The organism is Bradyrhizobium nanningense (assembly GCF_004114535.1).
In the GTDB taxonomy this organism is placed as follows: Bacteria; Pseudomonadota; Alphaproteobacteria; order Rhizobiales; family Xanthobacteraceae; genus Bradyrhizobium; species Bradyrhizobium nanningense.
This window is the reverse complement of record NZ_LBJC01000014.1, coordinates 22,574-43,360: the sequence shown is the minus strand read 5'-3', so window position 1 is coordinate 43,360 and position 20,787 is coordinate 22,574. Positions and strand designations below refer to the sequence as shown.

Genomic DNA, 20,787 nt, shown 5'->3' with positions numbered 1-20,787 from the left:
CTAGTTCCTGATGTCCATGGCGCTGCGCAGGCCGTCCGAGAGCAGGTTGAAGCAGATCGAGACCGCGAAGATCATCGCGCCTGGCAGCGCTGCGACCCAGGGATTGACGTAGATCGCGGTGCGGAGCGTGTTGAGCATCAATCCCCATTCCGGCTCCGGCGGTTTTGTGCCGAGGCCGAGGAAGGAGAGACCGGCGGCCAGGATCATCGAGACCGAAATGAGACTGGTGGCGTAGACGAAGATCGCGCCGAGCACGTTGCCGAGGATGTGCACACGCATGATGGTGAAGGGCCCCGCGCCGGAGGCGCGCGCGGCCTCGACGAAATCCATGTTGCGCACGCCCGTGGTGACGCTTTCGGCGACGCGGGTGATCTGCGGCACGAACACGACCGTGAGCGATACGATGGAATTGAGGATGCCGGCCCCCAGCGCGCCGGAAATCGCGATGGCGAGCAGCACCGAGGGGAAAGCGTAGAACACGTCGATCGTGCGCATGATCGCCGTGTTGAGCTTGCCGCCGACATAACCGGCAACGAGGCCGAGCGAGGTGCCGATGCCGAAGGCGAGGATCACGGGCAGGATGCCAATCACCAGCGACAGCCGTCCGCCATAGACCAGCCGCGCGAGCATGTCGCGGCCGAGCTCGTCGGTGCCGAGCGGATAGCCTGATGTGCCGATGTGGCGCAGCCGGCGGATCATCGAGCCCTTGTAGGGGTCATCGAGGCCCAGCCATGGTGCGAGGATCGCCGAGAGGAAGATCAGTAGCAGCACCAGCGCGCAGGCCATGCTGACCTTGTCGCGCCGGATGCGGCGTCCGACCGTCGCCCAATAGCCACGCGCCTTGGTCGCGGGCGCGGCCTGCAGCGCGGCGTCGGCGGTGGCGGATAGCGGAAGCTCGCTCATCGGCTGGCTCCCGGCAGAGATTGATTTGATAGATGTAAGCCAAGAAGGCAGTGCACCTCTCCCGCTTGCGGGAGAGGTCGGCGCGAAGCGGCGGGTGAGGGCTCTCTCCTCTGGGGGGGTCTCGAATGAGGAGACACCCTCTCCCCAACCCTCCCCCGCAAGCGGGGGAGGGAGCGCAGCGTTTGCGTGGTCACGGCTGCGCTCATCGTCAGCCCCGCTTGATGCGCGGGTCGATCGCGGCTTGTGCGATGTCGACCAGGAGATTGAGGAAGACGAAGAACAGCGCCAGGATCAGGATCGTGCCCTGCAACAGCGGCAGGTCGCGCTGGAAGATCGCAGAGTTGAGCAGGAAGCCCGAGCCCGGCCAGGAAAACACGGTCTCGATCAGGATCGAGCCGCCGAGCATGTAGCCGAGCTGAAGCCCCATGACCGCGAGCGCCGTGGGCGCGGCGTTCTTGACGACGTGGCGGAACACGCCGCGCTCGTGCAGCCCCTTGGCGCGCAAGGCCTCGACGAAATCCTGGCTGAGGATGTCGCCGGTCAGCGCGCGCACGGTGCGGGTGACGATACCCATCGGGATCACCGACGTCGTGATCGCCGGCAGCACCAGATATTTCAGATGCGCCCAGTCCCAGGCCCAGGAGTTCGAGCCGTTGGGACCGGCGCCGACCGCGGGCAGCCAGTTCAGCTGCACGGAGAAGATGATGACGAGCAGCATGCCGAGCCAGTAATGCGGCACCGACACGCCGGCGATGGCGAAGGAGGTCGCGACCTTGTCGATCCAGGTCTCGCGAAAATAGCCGGCGATCAGGCCGAGCAGGATGCCCATGGTGAAACCGATGATGGCCGCGGCGATCGCCAGCGTGACGGTGTTACCGACCGCGCGCAAGACCTCGGCCAGCACGGGACGGCCGGTGGCGATGGAATTGCCGAGATCGCCATGCAAGGCTCGAAGCAGCCAAAGCCCGAACTGCACCGGCAGCGGGCGATCGAAGCCGTAGGCGGCGCGCAGCTGCGCGGCGAGCTCCTGCGACGCGTCGGCCGGCAGCACGGCGACGAGCGGATCGCCCGGCGTGATGTGCACGAGCAGGAAACACACCAGCGCGACGCTGATGACGATCGGGACGACATAGACGATGCGTCTGGCGATATAGGCGAGCACGTTAGGCTACTCAATTTGGAGCGAAATTATCCCAGCCGTCATGGCCGGGTTTGACCCGGCCATCCACGTCTTTCCGCCAGCAAGGTCACTCCAGAGCGCCCGCAGGGAGAACCCGGAATAACAGAGCTAGCAGAACGACGTGGATGCCCGGGTCAAGCCCGGGCATGACGCGCTGATAGAGCGAAGGCCGCCTCACTGCGCGATCGACACCAGCGAGAAGTCGATGAACCAGCTCTTCGGCTGCACGACGCCTGTGACCTTCGGGCTCATCGCGCGCGGGCCGACGTCGTGGGCGACGTAGAGGAAGGCGGCATCGTCGACGGAGGCCGCGTGCAGCTCGGCGAGCGCGGCGTCGCGTGCGGCGGGATCGAAGGTCTGACGCGCCTTCTTCACCAGCTCGTCGAACTTGGGATTGTTGATGAAGCCCCAATTGTTCGAGACCGGCGGTGCCATGCCCGATTGCAGGAATCGCACCAGCGCGAAGAACGGATCCATCGCGGCATAGGTGACGTTGGTGGCGTTCGAGCCGTTTGCGCTGGGATCCTTGGCACCGCGGCGCCAATTGGTGAACAGCGTGTTCCACTCGATGACGTCAAGCTTCACGTCGAAATAGCATTCGGCGAGTGCCTGCTGCAGATATTCGTTCATCGCCAGCGGCTGCATCTGACCGGAGCCGGAGGCCGAGGTCTGCGTCTTCACCGTCAGCTTCTTGCTGGGACCGAAGCCTGCTTCCTGCATCAGCTTCTGGGCGGCGGCCTTGTCATATTTGATCTCGAACGTCGGCTTGCCGCGCCAGGGATGGCCGGGCTCGAAGGTGCCGGTCGCCGGCACCATCAGTCCGGCAAGCAGGCCGTCCCTGAGGCCTTCGCGATCGACGCAGAGGTTCGCCGCCTTGCGCACGCGGATGTCGTTCCAGGGCGAGCCCTCGACCCGCGAGAATTGCCAGGGCCAGACATGCGGCTGCTCATTGGCGTAGAGCTTGAAACCGCGCTGCTTGAGCTCGGGCAGCGCATCCGGTGCGGGCGCCTCGACCCAATCGACCTGCCCGGAGAGCAGCGCCGCGGTGCGCGCGTTCGCTTCGGGCATCGGCAGCAGCACCATCCTGTCGACCTTGGGCACGCGCGCTTTGTCCCAATAGCTCGCGTTCTTCACCAGCTCGAGCCGCTCGCGCGGCGTGAAGCTCGCCATTTTCCACGGACCGGTGCCCGCGGCGTCCTTCGCAAACGCAGTCCAGGCGGCCTGCGACTTCGCCTTGGCATCGGCGCCTTCCGCCTTGTCGTAGAAGTGCTGCCACTTCGCCGGGCTCGCCATGAACAAATTGGTGAGATTGATCGGCAGAAAACTGTCGGGCTCCTTGGTGGTAAGCTCGACCGTCATGTCGTCGATCTTCTTCGCCGAGGCCAGCGTCGGCATGCGCGAGGCCGTAACGCCGACCTGGCTGGCGTCGAATTGCGGCGCATCCTGCTTCAGCACCTTCTCGACGTTCCACACCACCGCGTCCGCGTTGAACGGCGAGCCATCGTGGAAGGTCACGCCGGGGCGCAGCTTGAAGACCCACTTGGTCTTGTCGGCATCATCGACCTTCCACTCGGTCGCAAGGCCAGGGATCACCACGCTCGCCTTGTCCGCAGAGGACAGGTCCCAACCGGTCAGCGCGTCGTACATGGTAAGGCCGGTGAAGCGATTGCCTTCAAAGCCCTGATCGGGCTGGCCCAGCGTGCGCGGAATATCGGCAGCGGTCATGCCGATGCGCAGCACGGTCTCCGCGCTGACCGCACGCGGCCAGGCAGCCGCCGTCGTTAGAGCGAGCACCGCGATCAATGCCGCGCGCGTGTTCTTCTTCGTAAGCATCGCCTCAATCCTTTTCCGGCTTCGATGACTATTTTTGATGCAATCGCATGCAATGGCTATGCCAAAGAGAAACTTATTCTGCAATTTAGGCCTGCGACGACAAGTCCTTGTGGCTCGCAGGCGGGTTCACGCGCCGCGCTGCCTATTCTGGCATCAAGATTGCAAGTTCGCTCTCGAAATCCCTGGGAGCTCTAAGCCATGCGTATTCGTCTATCGATTTGTCTCGCCGTGCTTGCGCTGGCGTCGTCCGCAATCTCGGCGCGCGCAGAAACCGTGGTGCGCTACGGCATCTCGATGGCGGACATTCCGCTGACCACGGGTCAACCCGATCGCGGCGCCGGCGCCTATCAGTTCACGGCGTACACGATCTACGATCCGTTGGTGGCCTGGGAGATGGACGTCGCCGACCGCCCCGGCAAGCTGGTGCCGGGGCTTGCGACCGAGTGGAAGGTGGACGACGCCGACAAGACCAAGTGGCGCTTCACGCTGCGCAAGGGCGTGACCTTTCACGACGGCAGCGCGTTCAATGCCGATGCGGTGATCTGGAATCTGGACAAGGTGCTCAACGACAAGGCGCCGCAATTCGACAAACGGCAGAGCGCGCAGGTGAAGACCCGCCTGCCCTCCGTCGCCAGCTACGCCAGGATCGACGACTTCACGGTGGAGATCACCACCAAGACCGTCGATTCGTTCTTCCCTTATCAGATGCTGTGGTTTCTGGTGTCGAGCCCGGCACAGTATGACAAGCTCGGCAAGGATTGGGACAAGTTCGCCAGCCAGCCCTCCGGCACCGGCCCGTTCAAGCTGACCAAACTGGTGCCGCGCGAGCTCGCCGAGCTCAGCAAAAATCCGGACTATTGGAACAAGAAGCGCATTCCCAAGGCCGACAAGATCGTGCTGGTGCCGATGCCGGAAGCGCTGACGCGCACCAATGCGCTGCTTGCGGGGCAAGTCGATCTGATCGAGACGCCGGCACCCGATGCCGTGCCGCAGCTCAAGGCCGCCGGCATGAAGCTCGTCGACAACGTCACGCCGCATGTCTGGAATTATCACCTGTCCGTGCTGCCGGGCTCGCCCTGGACCGATGTCCGCCTGCGCAAGGCGCTGAACCTCGCGATCGACCGCGACGCGGTGGTCGGCTTGATGAATGGCCTCGCGAAACCCGCCAAGGGCCAGGTCGATCCGTCGAGCCCATGGTTCGGCAAGCCGAGCTTCGAGCTGAAATACGATCTCGCTGCGGCGAAGAAGCTGGTCGAGGAGGCCGGCTACTCCAAGGCGAAACCGCTGAAGGCCACCTTCATCATCGCGCAAGGCGGCACCGGCCAGATGCTGTCGCTCCCGATGAACGAATTCCTGCAGCAGAGCTTCAAGGAGATCGGCATCGACATCGACTTCAAGGTCGTCGAGCTCGAGACGCTCTATACGCACTGGCGCAAGGGCGCGGCCGACGAGATGAACGCCGGCATCACCGCCAACAACATCGCCTATGTCACCTCCGACCCGCTCTATGCCATCGTCCGCTTCTTCCATTCGGGTCAGATCGCGCCCGTGGGCGTCAACTGGGGCGGCTACAAGAACCCTAAAGTCGACGCGCTGATCGACGAGGCCAAGCAGACCTTCGATTCCGTCAAACAGGACGAGCTGCTGGCGCAGGCGCACGCCCTGATCGTCGATGATGCCACGCTGGTCTGGGTCGTCCACGACACCAACCCGCACGCGCTGTCGCCGAAGGTGAAGCAGTTCGTGCAGGCCCAGCACTGGTTTCAGGATCTGACGACGATCGGGATGGAGTGAGGACAGTCTACCGCGTCAAACACAGCTGTCGACCCGGGCAAGCGTAAGCGCAGACCCGGGACCCATAACCACAGGGAGTAGTTTGGCGAAGATCGGGAGTTACCAGCTCGCTCCATAACCACTCCCTGTGGTTACGGGTCCCTGCGTTCGCAGGGACGACACCATTGTTGAGGCGCCAGCGAAGCCCCCCACCCTTCAGGAGTTACCGCTTCGGGCACACCGCCGCGCCAAACACGCCTGTCGTCCCGGGCAAGTATCAGCGCAGACGAGGGCCCCATAACCACAGGGAGCGGTTTGGCGAAGACCTGCAGTTTCCGATCTCGCGCCACGACTTCTCCCTGGGGTATGGGTCCCGGATCGGCGCGCGCTTTAGGCGCGCTTGTTCGAGACGACAGCGAGTGTGTGATCTCTACTTCGTCAACAGCGCGTACGCCCCGGTCCAGTTCTCCGGCGGCGGGTTGAGCTGGAAATTCTCGATCCTCGCCTCGTAGAGCTTGAACAGCTTCTCCAGCGTGTCGGCGTCCTCGCTTCGACGGCCGCGCTCAATCGCGTCCAGCGCGCCCTGCCAGTCGCGGCCGCGGTAGCAGGCGAGCATCTCGATGCTGATGTTGCGCAGGCGCTGGAAGGCAGCCGAATGCATCACGTCCTCGCGGCCGGCGATGGCGTAGATCACCTCCGGCTCGGTCTTGCCTTTGACCATGATGAAGTCGAGCTCGAGGATCGCGAACTTGTCCTTGGCGGCGAGGGCCGTGCGGGAGCCGACGATGATGGGAAAGCCGTATTCCTTCGACTGACCCTCGAGGCGCGAGGCGAGGTTCACGCTATCGCCGAGCACCGAATAGTTCTTCTTCAGGTCGGAGCCCATGTTGCCGACCACGCCAATGCCGGTGTTGAGACCGATGCCGACATTGAGCGGGATGTAGACGTGGCCGCCTTCGGCGGCTTCCCGCTCGCGCTCCCTGTTGACCGCGTCGATCTGCTCCAGCATCTGGATCGCGGCCTCGCAGGCGTTGACCTCGTGCTCGGCATCGTCGAGCGGCGCGTTCCAGAACGCCATGATGGCGTCGCCCATGTATTTGTCGATGTAGCCCTTCCGCTCGATGATGACGTCGGTCAGCGGCGTCAGGAAGCGGTTCATCAGCGCGATCAGACCTTGCGGGTCGTGCTTGTAGCTCTCCGAGATCGTGGTGAAACCGCGCACGTCGGAGAACATGATCGTCATTTCGCGCTCCTCGCCGCCGAGCACGAGCTTTTCCGGCGACTGCGCCAGCTGCTCGACCAGGACCGGCGACATGTACTGCGCGAACTGCCCGCGGATCTGCACACGCTGGCGCTGCTCGCGGACGAAGCTGGCGAAGATCAGCGTCAGATAAACCGCCGTGGTCGAGAGCAGCGGATAGGTGAAATCGATGAGGTAGCGGTACTGCGCGTAGAAGAACCAGGACACGCCGACCAGGATGGCGGCGAAGGCCGCCCCCGCGAGCACGAGGCGCACGGGACCGAGATTGGGCGTGAAGATGATGACGAGCAGGCCGATGATCATCGCGGCGAGCAATTCGACCCCGAGCGCATAGTTCGGCTGCGAGATCACCGCGCCGCTCAGCACGCTTTCGAGCACCTGGGCGTGGATCTCGACCCCGGGCATGGTCGCGGAGACCGGCGTGGTCTTGATGTCGTTGAGTCCGGCCGCAGAGGTTCCGACCAGCACCAGCTTGCCGGCGAACCTGCTCGGCGATTCGGTGTTGTCGAGCACGTCGGCCGCCGAGACGTAGATCGAGGGATCCCGGCGCGCGTAGTGCACCCAGAACTGGCCGTTCTTGTCGGTGGGGATCTCGACACCCTTGAGGCGGATCGACCTGATACCGGTCTTGTCGGTCCGGACTAATAGCGTCGGCGTGCCCGTGACGACGCGCAGGATCTCGAGGCTGAGCGAGGGCATGATGTTGCCCTGTGCGCGCATGATCATCGGCACGCGGCGGATGAACCCGTCCCGCTCGTTCCTGATTGAAAACAGGCCGCGGCCGGCTGCAACGTTCTCGATGATCGGCACGTTGCGCAGCAAGCCTGGAAATTCGAACAGGAAACGTTCGGCCCCCTCCTCCCCGACCGTCGCCACCCCCGTAAACGGAAGCGATCTGTCCAGCTCGGACAAGACGGACGGAAGCCCGGTCTCGCCCAGGACCACACGCGAGCGCTCGATCGCCTCGGCGAGAATTTGGTCGTTGGTTGGCAACTCACGCAGCTTGGCACGCGTGGCGTCGTCGAGATAGCGCATCTGGCCCGCAACCAGATCCGGATTGAGCCGGTCGGGTTCGGAGAACACCACGTCGAAGCCGATCGCCACCGCACCGCTATTGGTGAGGTTCAGGATCAGGTCGGCAATCCGCGTGCGCGGCCACGGCCACTGGCCGAGCTTAGCCAGGCTCTTGTCGTCGATGTCGACGATGACGACCGGCCGCGCCGCCTTGTGGCGGGGATCGATCAGCTGGAACATGTCGAAGGTGCGCAGCCGCAATTCCTGGATCGGCGGCGGATCCCACAGGCGGGCGCCGGCAAACAGCACCAGCAGCGCAAGGCACGTCAGGCGCGCAAAGCCCAGCTTCCGCGCAAACCACCGCCGCAGGATCTTGAGACGCTTCATTTCGATCGGACTTCCTGCCCCGGACCGCGCCGGGCGCGCCAATCATGGAGCGTCGGCGCGCGATTGGCTATTCCCTGGATGCGGAGAATTATGACTTTTTTGTTCGGGTCAAAACTGCGAGCCGATCGACGGAGAGCGAACCGCTCTCCTGCATCTGACGTTCATCAGGTGACGTGGAAGATGAAATCGCTGGTCTTGAGATTTGCAGTGACATTCTTCAGGAGAATTGACTCGTGCTCCACGATCGGATCGCCTTCGGGCTGGCTGACTTCCTGAGTCCACGAGACCAATATGCCCCCGGATTGCGGCGCGAAGGTCAGATCGTTGATGGAGGCAACGTCCGAGAACTGCCGCAGGTCGATCTTGTCCACGTCCGCCTGGAAATCGGTGATGGTGTGCGTGAAGTCGGTGACCGGATGCCCCTGGCCGTCGTACATCCAGCCCGGCGTGAACACGAACTGGTCCTTGTCGCCGCCGCCGGTCAGCGTGTCGTTGGTATCGGTCGCGAAGATGACGTCCTTGCCGCTGGTGCCTTCCAGAGTGATGCCCTCGCCGGCGTCGCCGGCTTCGTTGAAGATGAAGTTGACGGTATCGAACAGTCCGGTGGTCTTGTCCGTAACTGTCAGCGTGACCCGATCGGTGTCCGGCGGCGTCTCACCCGGATCGTAGGTGACGCCATCCGCGAGGGCGGTATTGATGTTGTCGAGATTACCGCACGTCTCTTCCGGAGAGACAGTGCTGTCCGGATCATGGGCGGTCACGGCCGTGACCTTGAAGTCATCCGTCGCGGCGTCGGGATCGGTGTCCACCACCGAGAGACCAGTGATGGTATCGATGTTGATCTCGTGGTCGTGCCAGACCTGGAAGTTCGTCGTGTCGATGACCGGGCCGCCGGCATCGTTCGCACCGGTCACGTCGACGGTAAGCGTAGCCGTGCCGGTCGCACCGTGCACGTCCGTGGTCTGGACCGCAAACGTATCGGTGTAGGGGCCTTCCGGCAGCGCATTGATCGCTGCTGCATTGGCAACGTAGCTGTAGCTGCCGTCGGAGTTGACCGTCAGCGAGCCGTAGAGTCCCGCAACCGTCGTCGCCGCGTGGTGATCCGCATCGAGGACGGCATAGGTCAAGGTCGCCGTCTCGCCGGTATCGGCATCGTTCCCCGTCAGCGTCCCGGTCAGGTCGGAGAAGGTGTCGGCGGCCGCCGTATCCGAGAGGGGGCCGATGTGGAGATCGGCGAGCGTCGGCGCGTCGTTCGTGCCGACGATGTTGACCGTGACGACCGCGCCCGCGCCCGCACCGTGCCCGTCATCCGGAACGATCGTGTATTGCAGCGACAGCGTCTGGCCGGCGGCGAGGAAATCGAACGCCTGGCTTCCCGAATTGAACTGCCACGTGAACTGGGCGTGGGTGGCAGTGCCGTCGAGAATGTCGCCGGACGGGACGGAGAGATAGTTCAGCAGGTCCGTCTGCGACAGCCCGCCGATGCTACCGGTTTGCGTTACGCCGTCGAGGGTAACATGCATCTCGCTGACCGACACTGTGACGTGATCGGCGGCATCGACGTCGGAGACCGCGACGGCGCCATGCGCAAGCTGGCCGGCATTGGTTTCCACGAGGTCGGCAACGGCGCCGCCCGGTCCGGTGGTGCTGCTTGCCCAGTCCGCATCGCCATCGATGGTAAGGCTCTTGGCGGGATCGACCGCATTGGAAGCCGTGGTCCCGCTGCCGTCCCCGAGTTGGTAATACGCGGCAAGATTCGCCTCGTTGCCGGTGAGCGCGGTGAAATCGATCGACTGGATCTGCGCGTGCGTGAGCGCGTCGGTCCAGACGCTGACATCGGCGATCGAACCGAAGAAGCCTTCCGCGCCAAAGCCCGCCGCGCCTGACTCGCTCGCGGCGCCGATCATCATGTAGGAGTGCGACGGATTCGACGGACTGCCGTCGATCTGATTGACTGACCACGTCTGCGAATATTCGAGATTGCCGTCGAGATAGAGCGTGAAAGTGCCGTTGTCGTGGGTCAGCGCGACGTTATGCCATTGCGACGCGGTGAGCGCCACGCCGGTATCGGCGATCTGGACGCCGCCTGCGAGGATCTGCAGCTCCATCGTGCCATCGGCATTGACCGTGCCGAGCAGACCGAACCCGGTGGTCGAGGTGTTGCCGTTGTAGAACAGGATCTGGCCGTGGCCGGTCTCGGCGCCCCCGCTCCAGTTCACCCAGCCGTCCAGCGTCACGTCATCAGTGGCGACCGTCGGCACGTCGCCGACCGCGATGGTCTGGCCGTCGAAGTTCATGTGGTCAGACGTCACATAGGAAACCGTCGGCGCATCGTTGGTGCCGGTGATCGTGACGGTGACGTCCTGCTTCACGGTCGCATTATGGTCGTCGGTGAAGGTGACGGTGTAGACCTGGGTGATGGTCTGCCCTTGCGCCAGCGACTGCAGCACCGGATCGCTGTTGTCGAGCGTGAAGTGCCAGCCGAGCGTCGCGCCATTGCTGGTGTCGCTGCCGGATTCGGACACCGACGAATCGATCGAGAACGTGCCGATATGCGAACTGGATCCGAAGCCCGGCAGGTCCGAGCTGACGGACGAGGATTTGAACGACCATTCCGCCGTGTGGGTGTCGGTCAGATCGACATCCTGGATCGCAAGCGTGCCGCCGGTCGTGAGCGAGGAGCCCCCATCCTCGATCACCGCGCCCATCGCCGCGGCGGCGTCGCTGGTGATGGTCGGCGCGTCGTTGGCGCCGTTGATCGTGACGGTCACGTCCTGCGAGACGTATGCGCCGTGATCGTCGGTGAAGGTGACCGTGTAGACCTGGGTGATGGTCTGGCCCTGTGCCAACGATTGCAGCACCGCATCGCTGTTGTCGAGACTGAAGTGCCAGCCCAGCGTCGCACCGTTGCCGGTGTCGATGGGCGACTCCAGCACTGACGGATCGATCGTGAAGGTGCCGAGCGGCGTATCGTCGGAAAAGCCAGGCAGATGCACGCTCGACGTCGACGATTTGAACACGGCCTCCGCGGTGTGGGTGTCGATCAGATCGAGATCCTGGATCGCCAGCGTGCCGTCGATCGACAGCGTCACGCTGGCGTCGTCCTCGGTCACCTCTCCGGCGGCGTCCGCGGCGCTGCTGGTCATCGTCGGCGCGTCATTGGCGCCGTTGATCGTGACGGTCACATCCTGCGAGACGTGCGCGCCGTGATCGTCGGTGAAGGTGACCGTGTAGACCTGGGTGATGGTCTGGCCCTGCGCCAGCGATTGCAGCACCGCATCGTTGTTGTCGAGGCTGAAGTGCCAGCCCAGCGTCGCGGCATTGTCGGTGTCGTCATTGAATTCGGCGACGGCGGAATCGATCGTGAAGCTGCCGAGGGGCGTGCCGTCGGCAAAGCCCGGCAGATGCGCGCTCGACGTCGACGACTTGAACACCGCCTGCGCCGTATGCGCATCGATAAGATCGAGATCCTGGATCGCCAATGTGCCGTCGATCGACAGCGTCACGCTGGCGTCGTCCTCGGTCACCTCTCCGGCGGCGTCCGCGGCACTGCTGGTCACCGTCGGTGCGTCGTTGGTGCCGGTGATGGTGACGGTCACGTCCTGCGAGACCTGTGCACCGTGATCGTCGGTGAAGGTGACGGTATAGACCTGCGTGATGGTCTGTCCCTCGGCCAGCGACTGGACCATCGGGTCGTTGTTGTTGACCGCGAAATGCCAGCCCAGCGTGGCGCCGTTGCTGGTGTCGCTGCTCGACTCCGTCACCGACGGATCGATCGTGAACGTTCCTAGTGGCGTGTCGTCGTCGAAGCCCGGCAGATGTGCGCTCGAGGTCGACGACTTGAACACCGCCTGCGCGGTGTGAGTATCGATCAGGTCGAGATCCTGGATCGCCAGCGTACCGCCGGTCGACAGCGTCGGCGTGACGGCATCCTCGATGACGCCCCCTGTTGCCGCCTCTGCATCGCTCGTAATGGTCGGCGCGTCGTTCTTGCCGGTGATGACCACCGTCACGTCCTGGGTAACCGTTCCACCGTGATGATCGTCGACCTTGACCGTATAAACCTGGGTGATGGTCTGGCCTTCCGCCAGCGACTGGAGCACCGGATCGCTATCGTCGAGCGTGAAGGTCCACTTCACCGAGCCACGGGAGCTGACGCCCGGACTTTCAACGACTGGATCAAGCGCGAAGGTGCCGATATGCGACGTGCCGTCGCTGAAGCCGGGTAGATGCACGCTCGAAATCGTCGACTTCAGCAAGAAACTCGCGGTATGCGTATCGGTGAGATCAGGGTCGTTGAACGCAACGGTGCCGCTCGCGGCGAGCGTGGCCGCACTATCCTCCGTCACCGCACCCGTCGGGGTGGTCGAATCATCGACGATCGTCGGCACGTCGTTGGTGCCCTCGACATTGACGTCCGCTCCGTTGATGGACACGGTGATCGGCGTACTGACGACGCCGCCGTGCCCGTCATCAACCTGCACGACATAGTTGAGGTTCAGCGTCTCGCCTTCGGCGAGGAAATCGAAGAGATGGTCGGAAACGCTGTAGGTCCAGATGGCCGAGCCGTTGTTGCCGTTCCCCGCACCCTGCAGCACGGTGAGCGGCACCTCGACGGCGGCGATCGCCGCGAGCTGCTGCGGCGTCAGCGTCCCGCTGATATCGTGGCCCTGCGCATCGAGATATTTGAAGGGTTGGGTGGACGAGAGCGCGGCGCTCACGATGGGCCGGTCCGTCAGATCGACGTCTGTGAAGGTGACCGTTCCCGTGATGGTGTCGAGAGCCTCGTTGCCGGTGCCGATCTTCTCGATGACGGTTCCGCCCGACGTCGCGACGGTGGGCTTGTCGTTGGTCCCCGTGACCGTGATGGTGATCGGGATGACCTTCGACTCGGGGTTGACCACGAAATTGGTATCGACGCGGACCATGTAGGTCAGCGTCAGGGTTTCGCCGGCGGCGAGAAAGTCGAAGACGTGGTCCGGGATCGTGTAGGTCCAGACCGCCGAGCCGTTGTTGTCGTTGCCGGCGTCGGGGACGACGCTGATCTGGATCTGCGTCGCCGCAATGTCCTGCTTCTGAAGAGCGGTCAGCAACCCGGTGACGTCGTGCTGTCCGGCGTCCTTGTAGACAAAGTTCGGCGCTTCGGCGAGGCTGACGCTCACCGTGGGCCGGTCGCCGAGATTTTGATCGACGAACCTGATCAGGCCGATGACTTTGTCGGGCGTCGTATCGCCCGTGGTGCCGGCACGCTCGGTCAACGCGAACGCCGTCTTCAGAATTCCGCTGGCGTCAAAGCTCTGCGCAATCGGTTGGCCGGGAATACGCTCGGGGGTCGGCGTGGACGTGGTGGGTCCCGCCGATCCCTGCGTATTGAGGTTGACGAAGGTCGCGGTCACGATGGGGCCGGACGCAGACTTGAATACGACGTCCAGGCTCGTCGGCGTGAGCGTGTCGGTGAAGTTCGTGGTCAGCTTGGTGTTGGTGTTGTTGTCGGTGAACTTCAGCGTGAACACGTCCGTGATCAGCTTCTGCACGTCCGGCGACATCAATGCATTGGAGATCGAGACGTTGCCGCCGCTGATCTGGATCATCTGGCCGGCCTGATTGACCGTCGCGATCGGCAGCAGCGTGACCTTGTCGAACAGGATGTAAGAGCCCGTGGTGCCGTTCGGCTCGACCAGCACCTGGAAGTTCGCCTGCGGCTGCGGATCGCCGCCGCCGGCGGGAACGACGAAGTTGATCTGGGTAAGCACGGCGGTGCCGCGGATGCCCATGGTGGCGACCGGGGTGTCGATCTTCATGTCGCCGTGCTTGGCGGTCTCGCCGGCGACGAAGGTGATGGTGCCGGCGACGAGGCTCAGCAACGAGGAATTGCTCGACCCGTTGGGGTCGTAGATCATTTCGTTCAGCACCATCCGCGCATTGGAGGACAGGCCGAACACGGTGCCGTCGATGAAGGTGACGCCGAGGGTCGAATCCGCCCCCGTCGAGACGACGTCCCCCTTCTCGACGTTGTCGCCGTTGTTCAGGATGACCGAGACGCCGTTGCGGATCGCGGTGGCACTGCCCACGAGCTTGGTGACGTGGCCGATGACTTGGGCCACGGCGGCAGCGCCGGGTGCGGCCTGCGCAACCTGGACATAGCCGGTGAGCGCGCTGACGATTTCGCCGGTGAGGTGGGCGCCGTCGGGCGAGGCGAGCGCGGAGCGCTTGTCACCCCGGAAATAATCGTGAACGACGAACTCGTGCCCCTCGTGGGACAAGACGAGGTCGAGGCCTGCGCGCTTGAACTCGCCGCTGAAGATCAGGTTGGGGTCGGGAACAACGAACGCGCCGTCAGGCACGTGAACGTGCGCTTTCGCCGTAAAGGAATCGACATGGGCATTGCCGGGCGAGCGGGAACCCTGGCCGTCCAAGGAAATCGCGCCGTCAAATTGGCCAGCGTAATTCAACGGGGCACCGTAAAAAGGGTTAAAATTTAAGTAAGTATCGACTGCCTAAGCTTGCATAGCATTAGCAAGTCCTTAGCGATACCATCTATTGCTTGTGTGATTTCGCATCACTTGGCTTCAGAAGCCCGATGGGTCGGAACCCCGTGGGAGAAGCTGAAGTAATTCCTCAAATATTCTGAAGTCGAATCCGGCCTTTTTACACGCATTTCCAGTCACCCAAAGTAATCTATCGTATAGTTGCGGCGCAGATACTTGCGTCATCTTTCCTTCGCGAAGTCCCGCCACATCCTGCGGCAAATATGGAGTTAAATCTGTGACCCAACTAACAGAACCCCATGAAATAGGGGGCGTTAGCCATCGCGCGCAGATCCGGCACTCCCATAACGTCTGTCTGCAATTGGCTCCGTTTTGGCGGCAGCAAGATACCTCCTAGCGGCGAATCGTAAAATTTTACGCAATCTAGGCAGATCCATTTCAGCCTGTTCCCCGGTTTTGCAACCCCAGCCGGGCGCGTTAAGCAGAACAAAACGGCCCGTCTCGCACTATCTCCCCGAAAGCAACAAAGCCCGGCACGTCGAGGTCGAGGGGGACCCGGCTAAGCCAGGGAAGGGGATGTCAGATGGAGACCGCTGCTCGCTCGCGCGCCTGGCGCGCAATCCTTGTCCTGTGCGGATTGATCCTTCTCGGATCGGCCGCCGAGCTTCGCGCCGGCTCATTGCTGTCGCCGGGCGCCGGCCTTCTCGTGCGCAAATCCGCCGAGCCGTTCGGCGTGTTCGCCTTCGCCATTTCGTCCGGCAGCCTGCGGCAGAAATGGCTTGCGCTGAAGGACAGGCTCGACGACGACATGGTGCAGCTTGCGCTGTGCGACGGCGACCGGGACAATTGCGCATCGCCTGCGGCCCTGAAGCTGCTCGCCGTCGTCGACCAGGCCCGCGCGCGCGACGGCCGCGCGCGGCTCGGCGAGACCAACCGCGCCATCAACCTCGCCATCCGGGCCGCCAATGACGGCATTGACGACGTCTGGAGCTCCCCGCTTGCGACCTTCGCGAACGGCACCGGCGATTGCGAGGACTATGCCATCGCCAAGCTGGCCGCGCTGCGGCTGGCAGGAATTGCCGCCGAAGACCTCCGCATCGTCGTGGTGCGCGACGTCAGGGCCGGCGAAGACCATGCGGTTGCCGCGGCAAAGCTCGACGGCCACTGGCTGATGCTCGACAACCGCCGCATGGCAATGGTCGAGGACGACGCTGCGCGGAGCTATCAGCCCCTGTTCGCACTCTACCAGTCGGCCGTGCTGAAATATGTCGACGAGCCGGTGCGGTTCTCGATGGCGGCAGACGCGCGCTGATTGCTTGTAGCCCCGGATGGAGCCACCGGGCTACGGACCAGACCTTCCCACACAACCCCATTCCACCGCGCGATCCCAAACGCTAGCATGGCGCCTTCCATGCGGGGGCGTCGGGAATGCGGTTCATCGTGCTGTCTGTGCTTGCGCTGCTGGCGCTCGCCGCGCCTGGGTCCGCGCAGTCCGACCGCTCCATTGCCGACAGACTGCCGCTGTTCGCCCAGAACAACTGCCAGCAGATTCGCGATCCCGGCAACCAATTGTTCTGCGGTGATGCCACGCTTGCGGCCGCAGCCGAGAAGCTGAGCACGGCGATCGAGGCGCGGCTCGCCCGCCTGCCCGATCGCCTGCCTGCGATCGAGGAGAACGCGATCTGGGTCCGCCAGCGCAATCTCAGCTGCGGCATCGTCGGACAGACCGCGATCCGCCCCGACGATTTCGACCGGGTGAAAGCGTGCCTGCTCAAGGTCACCGAGGAGCGCGCCGCGATCGTGCGCGATCCCGACTTCGACTGCCTGGCAGCCAACACCGCGGCGGGCGCGCTGATCTGTGCGGACCCATCGCTGGCGCTGGCCGAAACGGAGCTCAATGGCCAGGTGCTCGGCCTGATCGGCAAGCTGGACCCGACCGCAGCACGCTTTGCCTTCGCCGAATATGGCAGGTGGACCCGCGAGCGCGACCGCAAATGCAATCTCGTCGGTAAGGAGAACGTGCCGCTCCAGGATCTCGAATCAGCGGAGGACTGCCTTGCGGACCATTTGAAGCGCAAGACTGACGAGATCCGCGCGGCGAAGGAAGACCCCAAGAAGGTGTTCGGCCGGCAGGTGGCGGCCCGCATCCCCGACACCGACGCGGTCGACTTCTGCGCGGCGCGGATCCATGCGGCCAATTCCTGCGGCAACTTTCTGCGCATCAACCGCGTCTACGCGCTCGACAGCCAGGTGACCGAGCAGGAGGCGCAGGTCACGGGCGAAATCGAGATGGCCGTGCTGGCGCCCTTCACGATGTGCAGCAAGGTCGCGACCACCTGCACCGGCACCTGCTGGGACGCCAGGACGGGCCGTCCGCAGCCAGGCGCCGCCAACAACGGGCGCTCAGCGGAAGCCTTCAACGTGGCGCGCCGGCTGCGGATCCAGCGGACCTTTGCGTTCGTCAAAACCGCCGACGGCTGACGTTGCCGGGAGGACGAGCTGACGCCGGTGAATTCGGGAACAGCGGGCGGGGGATCGTAGGCCTTTCTCGCCGCGCCTGGCTCTTTCTTCCTTCTCCCCTTGCGGGAGAAGGTGGCGCGAAGCGCCAGATGAGGTTCTTTCCACTCGCAAGATCGTTTGTGGGGAGAGAACCCCTCACCCGGCTTCGCTTTCGCGAAGCCACCCTCTACCACGAGGGGAGAGGGTGCACCGTCAATGCCGCAACAGCATCAGAACATCAGATTGTCCTTCACCAGCACCCAGCGGCCGCCCTTGACCTGCTGCACCTGGGTGATGGTGTTGGCGAGGTGGTCGGTCTTGGAGAACTTGGTCGGCGGCGAGTTGAAGATGTCGAGGAATTTCTCGCCCGACTCCAGCGCATCAAGCATCTTCTGACCCGTGAGATCCTTGCCCGCCTTGTTCGCGTAGAACGCAAACGTCATCATCGCGTTGTAGCCGATGATCGCCTGCGTGTTGGCGTCTGAGTTGAACATCTTCTTATAGTTGACGAGCCAATCCTTCACCTTGCCCTTGGCGGTGTCCTCATAGGGAATCTCGAAACCGCTGGCGGCATAGAGCCCCTCGACGGCATCCTTGCCCAGCGCCGGAACCTCCATCACATTGGTGGGGGTGGCACCGAGGAAGGTGACGTCCCAGCCGAGCTTCTTGGCTTCGGTCATTGCTCCTATGGTTTCGCGGAGCACGGTGCCGAGCACGACGAGGTCGCAGCCATCGGACTTCATCTTGGCGATCTGCGCGCTGAAATCGGAGGCGCCGCGCTTGTAGCTCGTGATGGAAGCCGGCTGCGCCTTCATGGCGGTGAGCTGCTGATTGAAGCCGTCGAGCACGTTCTTACCGTACTCGTCATCCTGATGCATGATGCAGGGCTTCTTGAAGCCCTTCCACTCCATCATGTATTTCAGCGCGGCACGCGTGCTCTCGACGTATGGCAGCAAATTGTTGAACTTCAATCGCTCCTGCGGCTTGGCCGGATCGAACTTGAAGGTGAACTCGGCCGCCGTCAGCGGGAAGAGCTGCAGCACGCCGGCGTCGAACAGGATGTCCTGCGCGGCGAGCACTGTCGGCGATCCCATCGGGCCCACCATCGCGAAGATCTTGTCGCGTTCGATCAGCTTTTGCGACGCCAGCACGGCCTTTTTCGGATCATAGCCGCTGTCCTCGATAACCAGACGAATCTTGCGGCCGTTGACGCCGCCGGACGCATTGATCTCCTCGGTCGCCATCTTCATGCCGTTTGCGACCGGGACGCCCCACCCCTTGATCGGACCCGACAGATCCTGGTGGGTGCCGACGACGATCTCGCTTGCCGAGATGCCCTCGTTGGTGACCTTAGTCTGCGCCGCGGCCGGCAGACAGGTGAGCACCACGGCACTCACAGCAAGGCCGAACGCGCTGAACGATTTCGACATTGACGTCTCCTCTCCTAAAGGCCCGTGTTACGCGGAGGGCGGGGGCCGTCGCTCCTTCGCTTTCTCAAATGCAACTTCTCTTCTTTGCGCATGCCCCTTCTCGGAAAACCGGTTCCCACTTTTCCGGGCCATGCGCATGCGTCACGCCACGGCGCGCTGGCGATACATCGCTTCGATCTCGGCGGCGTAGCGCTTGTTCACGAAGCCGCGTTTCAGCTTCATGGTTGGCGTCAGTTCTTCGTCCTCCGGCGTGAGCTGGCGCTCGATCAGGTAGAACTTCTTGATGGTCTCGACGCGGGCAAAATTGCCGTTGACCTGCTCGATCTCCCGCCAGATCAGGTCCTGGATCTCCACGGCCCGGCAAAGGCTGGCATAATTGGTGAACGGAATGTCGTGGTCCTGGGCGAACTTCTCGACATTCTCCTGGTCGATCATCACGAGGCAGGTGAGATACGGCCGCTTGTCGCCGATCACGACGGCGTCGGAAATGTAGGGCGAGAATTTGAGCTGGTTCTCGATCTCAGACGGCGTGATGTTCTTGCCGCCGGAGGTGATGATGATGTCCTTCATCCGGTCGGTGATCCGGACGAAGCCCTCATTGTCGATGGTGCCGACGTCGCCGGTGTGCAGCCAGCCGCGGGAATCGATGGTCTCGGCGGTCTTCTCTGGCTGGTTCAAATAGCCCATGAACAGGAAGTCGCCCTTGATCAGGATCTCGCCCTCCGGCGACAGCGCGACCTCGCCCCAGGGCACGGCGGTGCCGACCGAGCCGAGCTTGATGTGCGTCGCCGGCATCATGGTGGCGACGCCGCAATTCTCGGTCTGCCCGTAGACTTCGTGCATGTCGATACCGAGCGCGAGATACCAGCGGATCAGCTCCGGCGCGATCGGCGCCGCGCCGGTGAAGGCGATGCGGCAGCGGTCGAGCCCGATCATGCGGCGGATGTTGCGGAACGCGGCCCGGTAGGCGAGACGATTGGCGATACGCAGCGACAACGGCGGCGCCTTGCCCTCGAGCCTGTAGTCGACCATGCGGTAGCCGATGCCGATGGCGCGGCGATAGACCCATTGCTGCAGCGGGGTCGCATCCTTCAGTGCAATGGTGATGGCGGAATAGAACTTTTCCCAGATGCGCGGCACCGCGAGGAAGACGGTCGGCTGCACCTCGCGCAGATTGTCCGGCACGGTCTCGGGGCTCTCGGCGAAATTCATCACCGAGCCGAGCGCGACCGAGATGTAGTAACCGCCGATGCGCTCGGCGACGTGGCAGAGCGGCAGGAAGATCAGCCTGTCCTCGTCCTCTCGCGCCGGGATGAAATCATTGGCGTGGCGCATCTGGTGCGTGACGCTGCGGTTGGCATGCATCGCGCCCTTGGGCGGGCCGGTCGTGCCGGACGTATAGACCAGGATCGCGAGATCGCCGGCGCTGCGGCTGTCGATCATCTCCTGCCACAGCGCCTCGCGGCCGACCATGTGATTGCGGCCGAGCGCGCGAAACTCGTCGAGTGACATCACCATGTCGTCGGAGAAGCCGCTGAGCCCTTCCATGTCGAACACGATGATCTTCTGCAGGCTCGCACAACGCGCACGGCAGGCGAGGATCTTGTCGAGCTGCTCCTCGTCCTCGGCGAAAATCACCTTGGTTCTGGAATCGTTGACGAGATATTCGACCTGGGACGATGCGTCGGTCGGGTAGATGCCCGACGAGACGCCGCCGGCGCACAAGATGCCCATGTCGGCATGGACCCATTCCGGGATGGCGTTGGCAATGATGGAGGCGACGTCGCCGGGCATGAAGCCGGTCGCATGAAGCGCGTAGGCGATCTCTTTCGATGTCGCGAGCCATTCGCGCCAGCTGGTCGGCTGCCAGATCCCGAATTTCTTCTCGCGGATAGCCGGCCGATCGCCCCGCGTCTCCGCAGCGCGCAGAAAGCTCCTTGCGATCGTATCAGCGACCGTCAGCATCGCCGGTCGGGCCATGCGCGTCTCCTCCTTGTCGCTCTCCCCTCCGCTGCCTGC

Annotated in this window: 10 protein-coding genes; 3 read left to right on the top strand and 7 right to left on the bottom strand. The window is 63.5% G+C overall.

From position 1 onward, the window contains the following. The 3 genes from XH84_RS08205 to XH84_RS08195 form a co-directional block, all read right to left on the bottom strand. Entirely contained in the window at positions 1–903 is a 903-nt protein-coding gene (locus XH84_RS08205) for an ABC transporter permease (protein ID WP_128922303.1), read from the bottom strand. Between the two features lie 208 nt (positions 904–1,111). Next, positions 1,112–2,065 carry an ABC transporter permease gene (locus XH84_RS08200; RefSeq protein ID WP_128922304.1) on the bottom strand — a complete coding sequence of 318 codons (954 nt, stop codon included), beginning with the start codon at positions 2,063–2,065 and terminating at the stop codon, positions 1,112–1,114. A gap of 192 nt (positions 2,066–2,257) precedes the next feature. Beyond that, entirely contained in the window at positions 2,258–3,916 is a 1,659-nt protein-coding gene (locus XH84_RS08195) for an ABC transporter substrate-binding protein (protein ID WP_128922305.1), read from the bottom strand. Positions 3,917–4,114: 198 nt separating this feature from the next. Between XH84_RS08195 and XH84_RS08190 the strand changes: the two genes are divergently transcribed. Further along, positions 4,115–5,710, top strand: a complete 1,596-nt coding sequence (locus XH84_RS08190) for an ABC transporter substrate-binding protein (protein ID WP_128922306.1) — start codon at positions 4,115–4,117, stop codon at positions 5,708–5,710. A 409-nt stretch (positions 5,711–6,119) separates the two neighbouring features. On the opposite strand, the gene XH84_RS08185 is transcribed toward XH84_RS08190, so the two are convergent. Together XH84_RS08185 and XH84_RS08180 are read right to left on the bottom strand one after the other, a co-directional pair. After that, positions 6,120–8,351: a CHASE2 domain-containing protein gene (locus tag XH84_RS08185; protein ID WP_128922307.1), complete on the bottom strand. Its 2,232-nt coding sequence runs from the start codon at positions 8,349–8,351 to the stop codon at positions 6,120–6,122. A 164-nt stretch (positions 8,352–8,515) separates the two neighbouring features. Next, complete coding sequence (locus XH84_RS08180; RefSeq protein WP_128922308.1) at positions 8,516–14,803, bottom strand: VCBS domain-containing protein; 6,288 nt, start codon at positions 14,801–14,803, stop codon at positions 8,516–8,518. Positions 14,804–15,422: 619 nt separating this feature from the next. On the opposite strand from XH84_RS08180, the gene XH84_RS08175 reads away from it, so the two are divergent. Together XH84_RS08175 and XH84_RS08170 are read left to right on the top strand one after the other, a co-directional pair. Further along, a complete protein-coding gene (locus tag XH84_RS08175) occupies positions 15,423–16,151 on the top strand; it encodes a transglutaminase-like cysteine peptidase (RefSeq protein ID WP_128922309.1) in 729 nt (242 codons plus the stop codon). Positions 16,152–16,267: 116 nt separating this feature from the next. Then, on the top strand, positions 16,268–17,320 hold the full coding sequence (locus XH84_RS08170) for a lysozyme inhibitor LprI family protein (RefSeq protein ID WP_128922310.1): 1,053 nt from the start codon (positions 16,268–16,270) through the stop codon (positions 17,318–17,320). Positions 17,321–17,568: 248 nt separating this feature from the next. Here the strand turns inward: XH84_RS08170 and XH84_RS08165 are convergent, their stop codons facing one another. Then, positions 17,569–18,768, bottom strand: coding sequence for an ABC transporter substrate-binding protein (locus XH84_RS08165; RefSeq protein ID WP_128922311.1), 1,200 nt, complete (start codon positions 18,766–18,768; stop codon positions 17,569–17,571). 141 nt (positions 18,769–18,909) lie between these two features. Next, the gene (locus tag XH84_RS08160) at positions 18,910–20,748 is read right to left on the bottom strand and encodes an AMP-dependent synthetase/ligase (RefSeq protein WP_128922312.1); all 1,839 of its coding nucleotides are present in this window, start codon (positions 20,746–20,748) and stop codon (positions 18,910–18,912) included. Positions 20,749–20,787: the final 39 nt, after the last annotated feature.

Coding starts and splice junctions, on each gene's coding strand:
- XH84_RS08170 (WP_128922310.1), top strand. CDS start 16,268: ATGCGGTTCATCGTGCTGTCTGTGCTTGCGCTGCTGGCGCTCGCCGCG.
- XH84_RS08195 (WP_128922305.1), bottom strand. CDS start 3,916: ATGCTTACGAAGAAGAACACGCGCGCGGCATTGATCGCGGTGCTCGCT.
- XH84_RS08175 (WP_128922309.1), top strand. CDS start 15,423: ATGGAGACCGCTGCTCGCTCGCGCGCCTGGCGCGCAATCCTTGTCCTG.
- XH84_RS08165 (WP_128922311.1), bottom strand. CDS start 18,768: ATGTCGAAATCGTTCAGCGCGTTCGGCCTTGCTGTGAGTGCCGTGGTG.
- XH84_RS08205 (WP_128922303.1), bottom strand. CDS start 903: ATGAGCGAGCTTCCGCTATCCGCCACCGCCGACGCCGCGCTGCAGGCC.
- XH84_RS08160 (WP_128922312.1), bottom strand. CDS start 20,748: ATGGCCCGACCGGCGATGCTGACGGTCGCTGATACGATCGCAAGGAGC.
- XH84_RS08190 (WP_128922306.1), top strand. CDS start 4,115: ATGCGTATTCGTCTATCGATTTGTCTCGCCGTGCTTGCGCTGGCGTCG.
- XH84_RS08185 (WP_128922307.1), bottom strand. CDS start 8,351: ATGAAGCGTCTCAAGATCCTGCGGCGGTGGTTTGCGCGGAAGCTGGGC.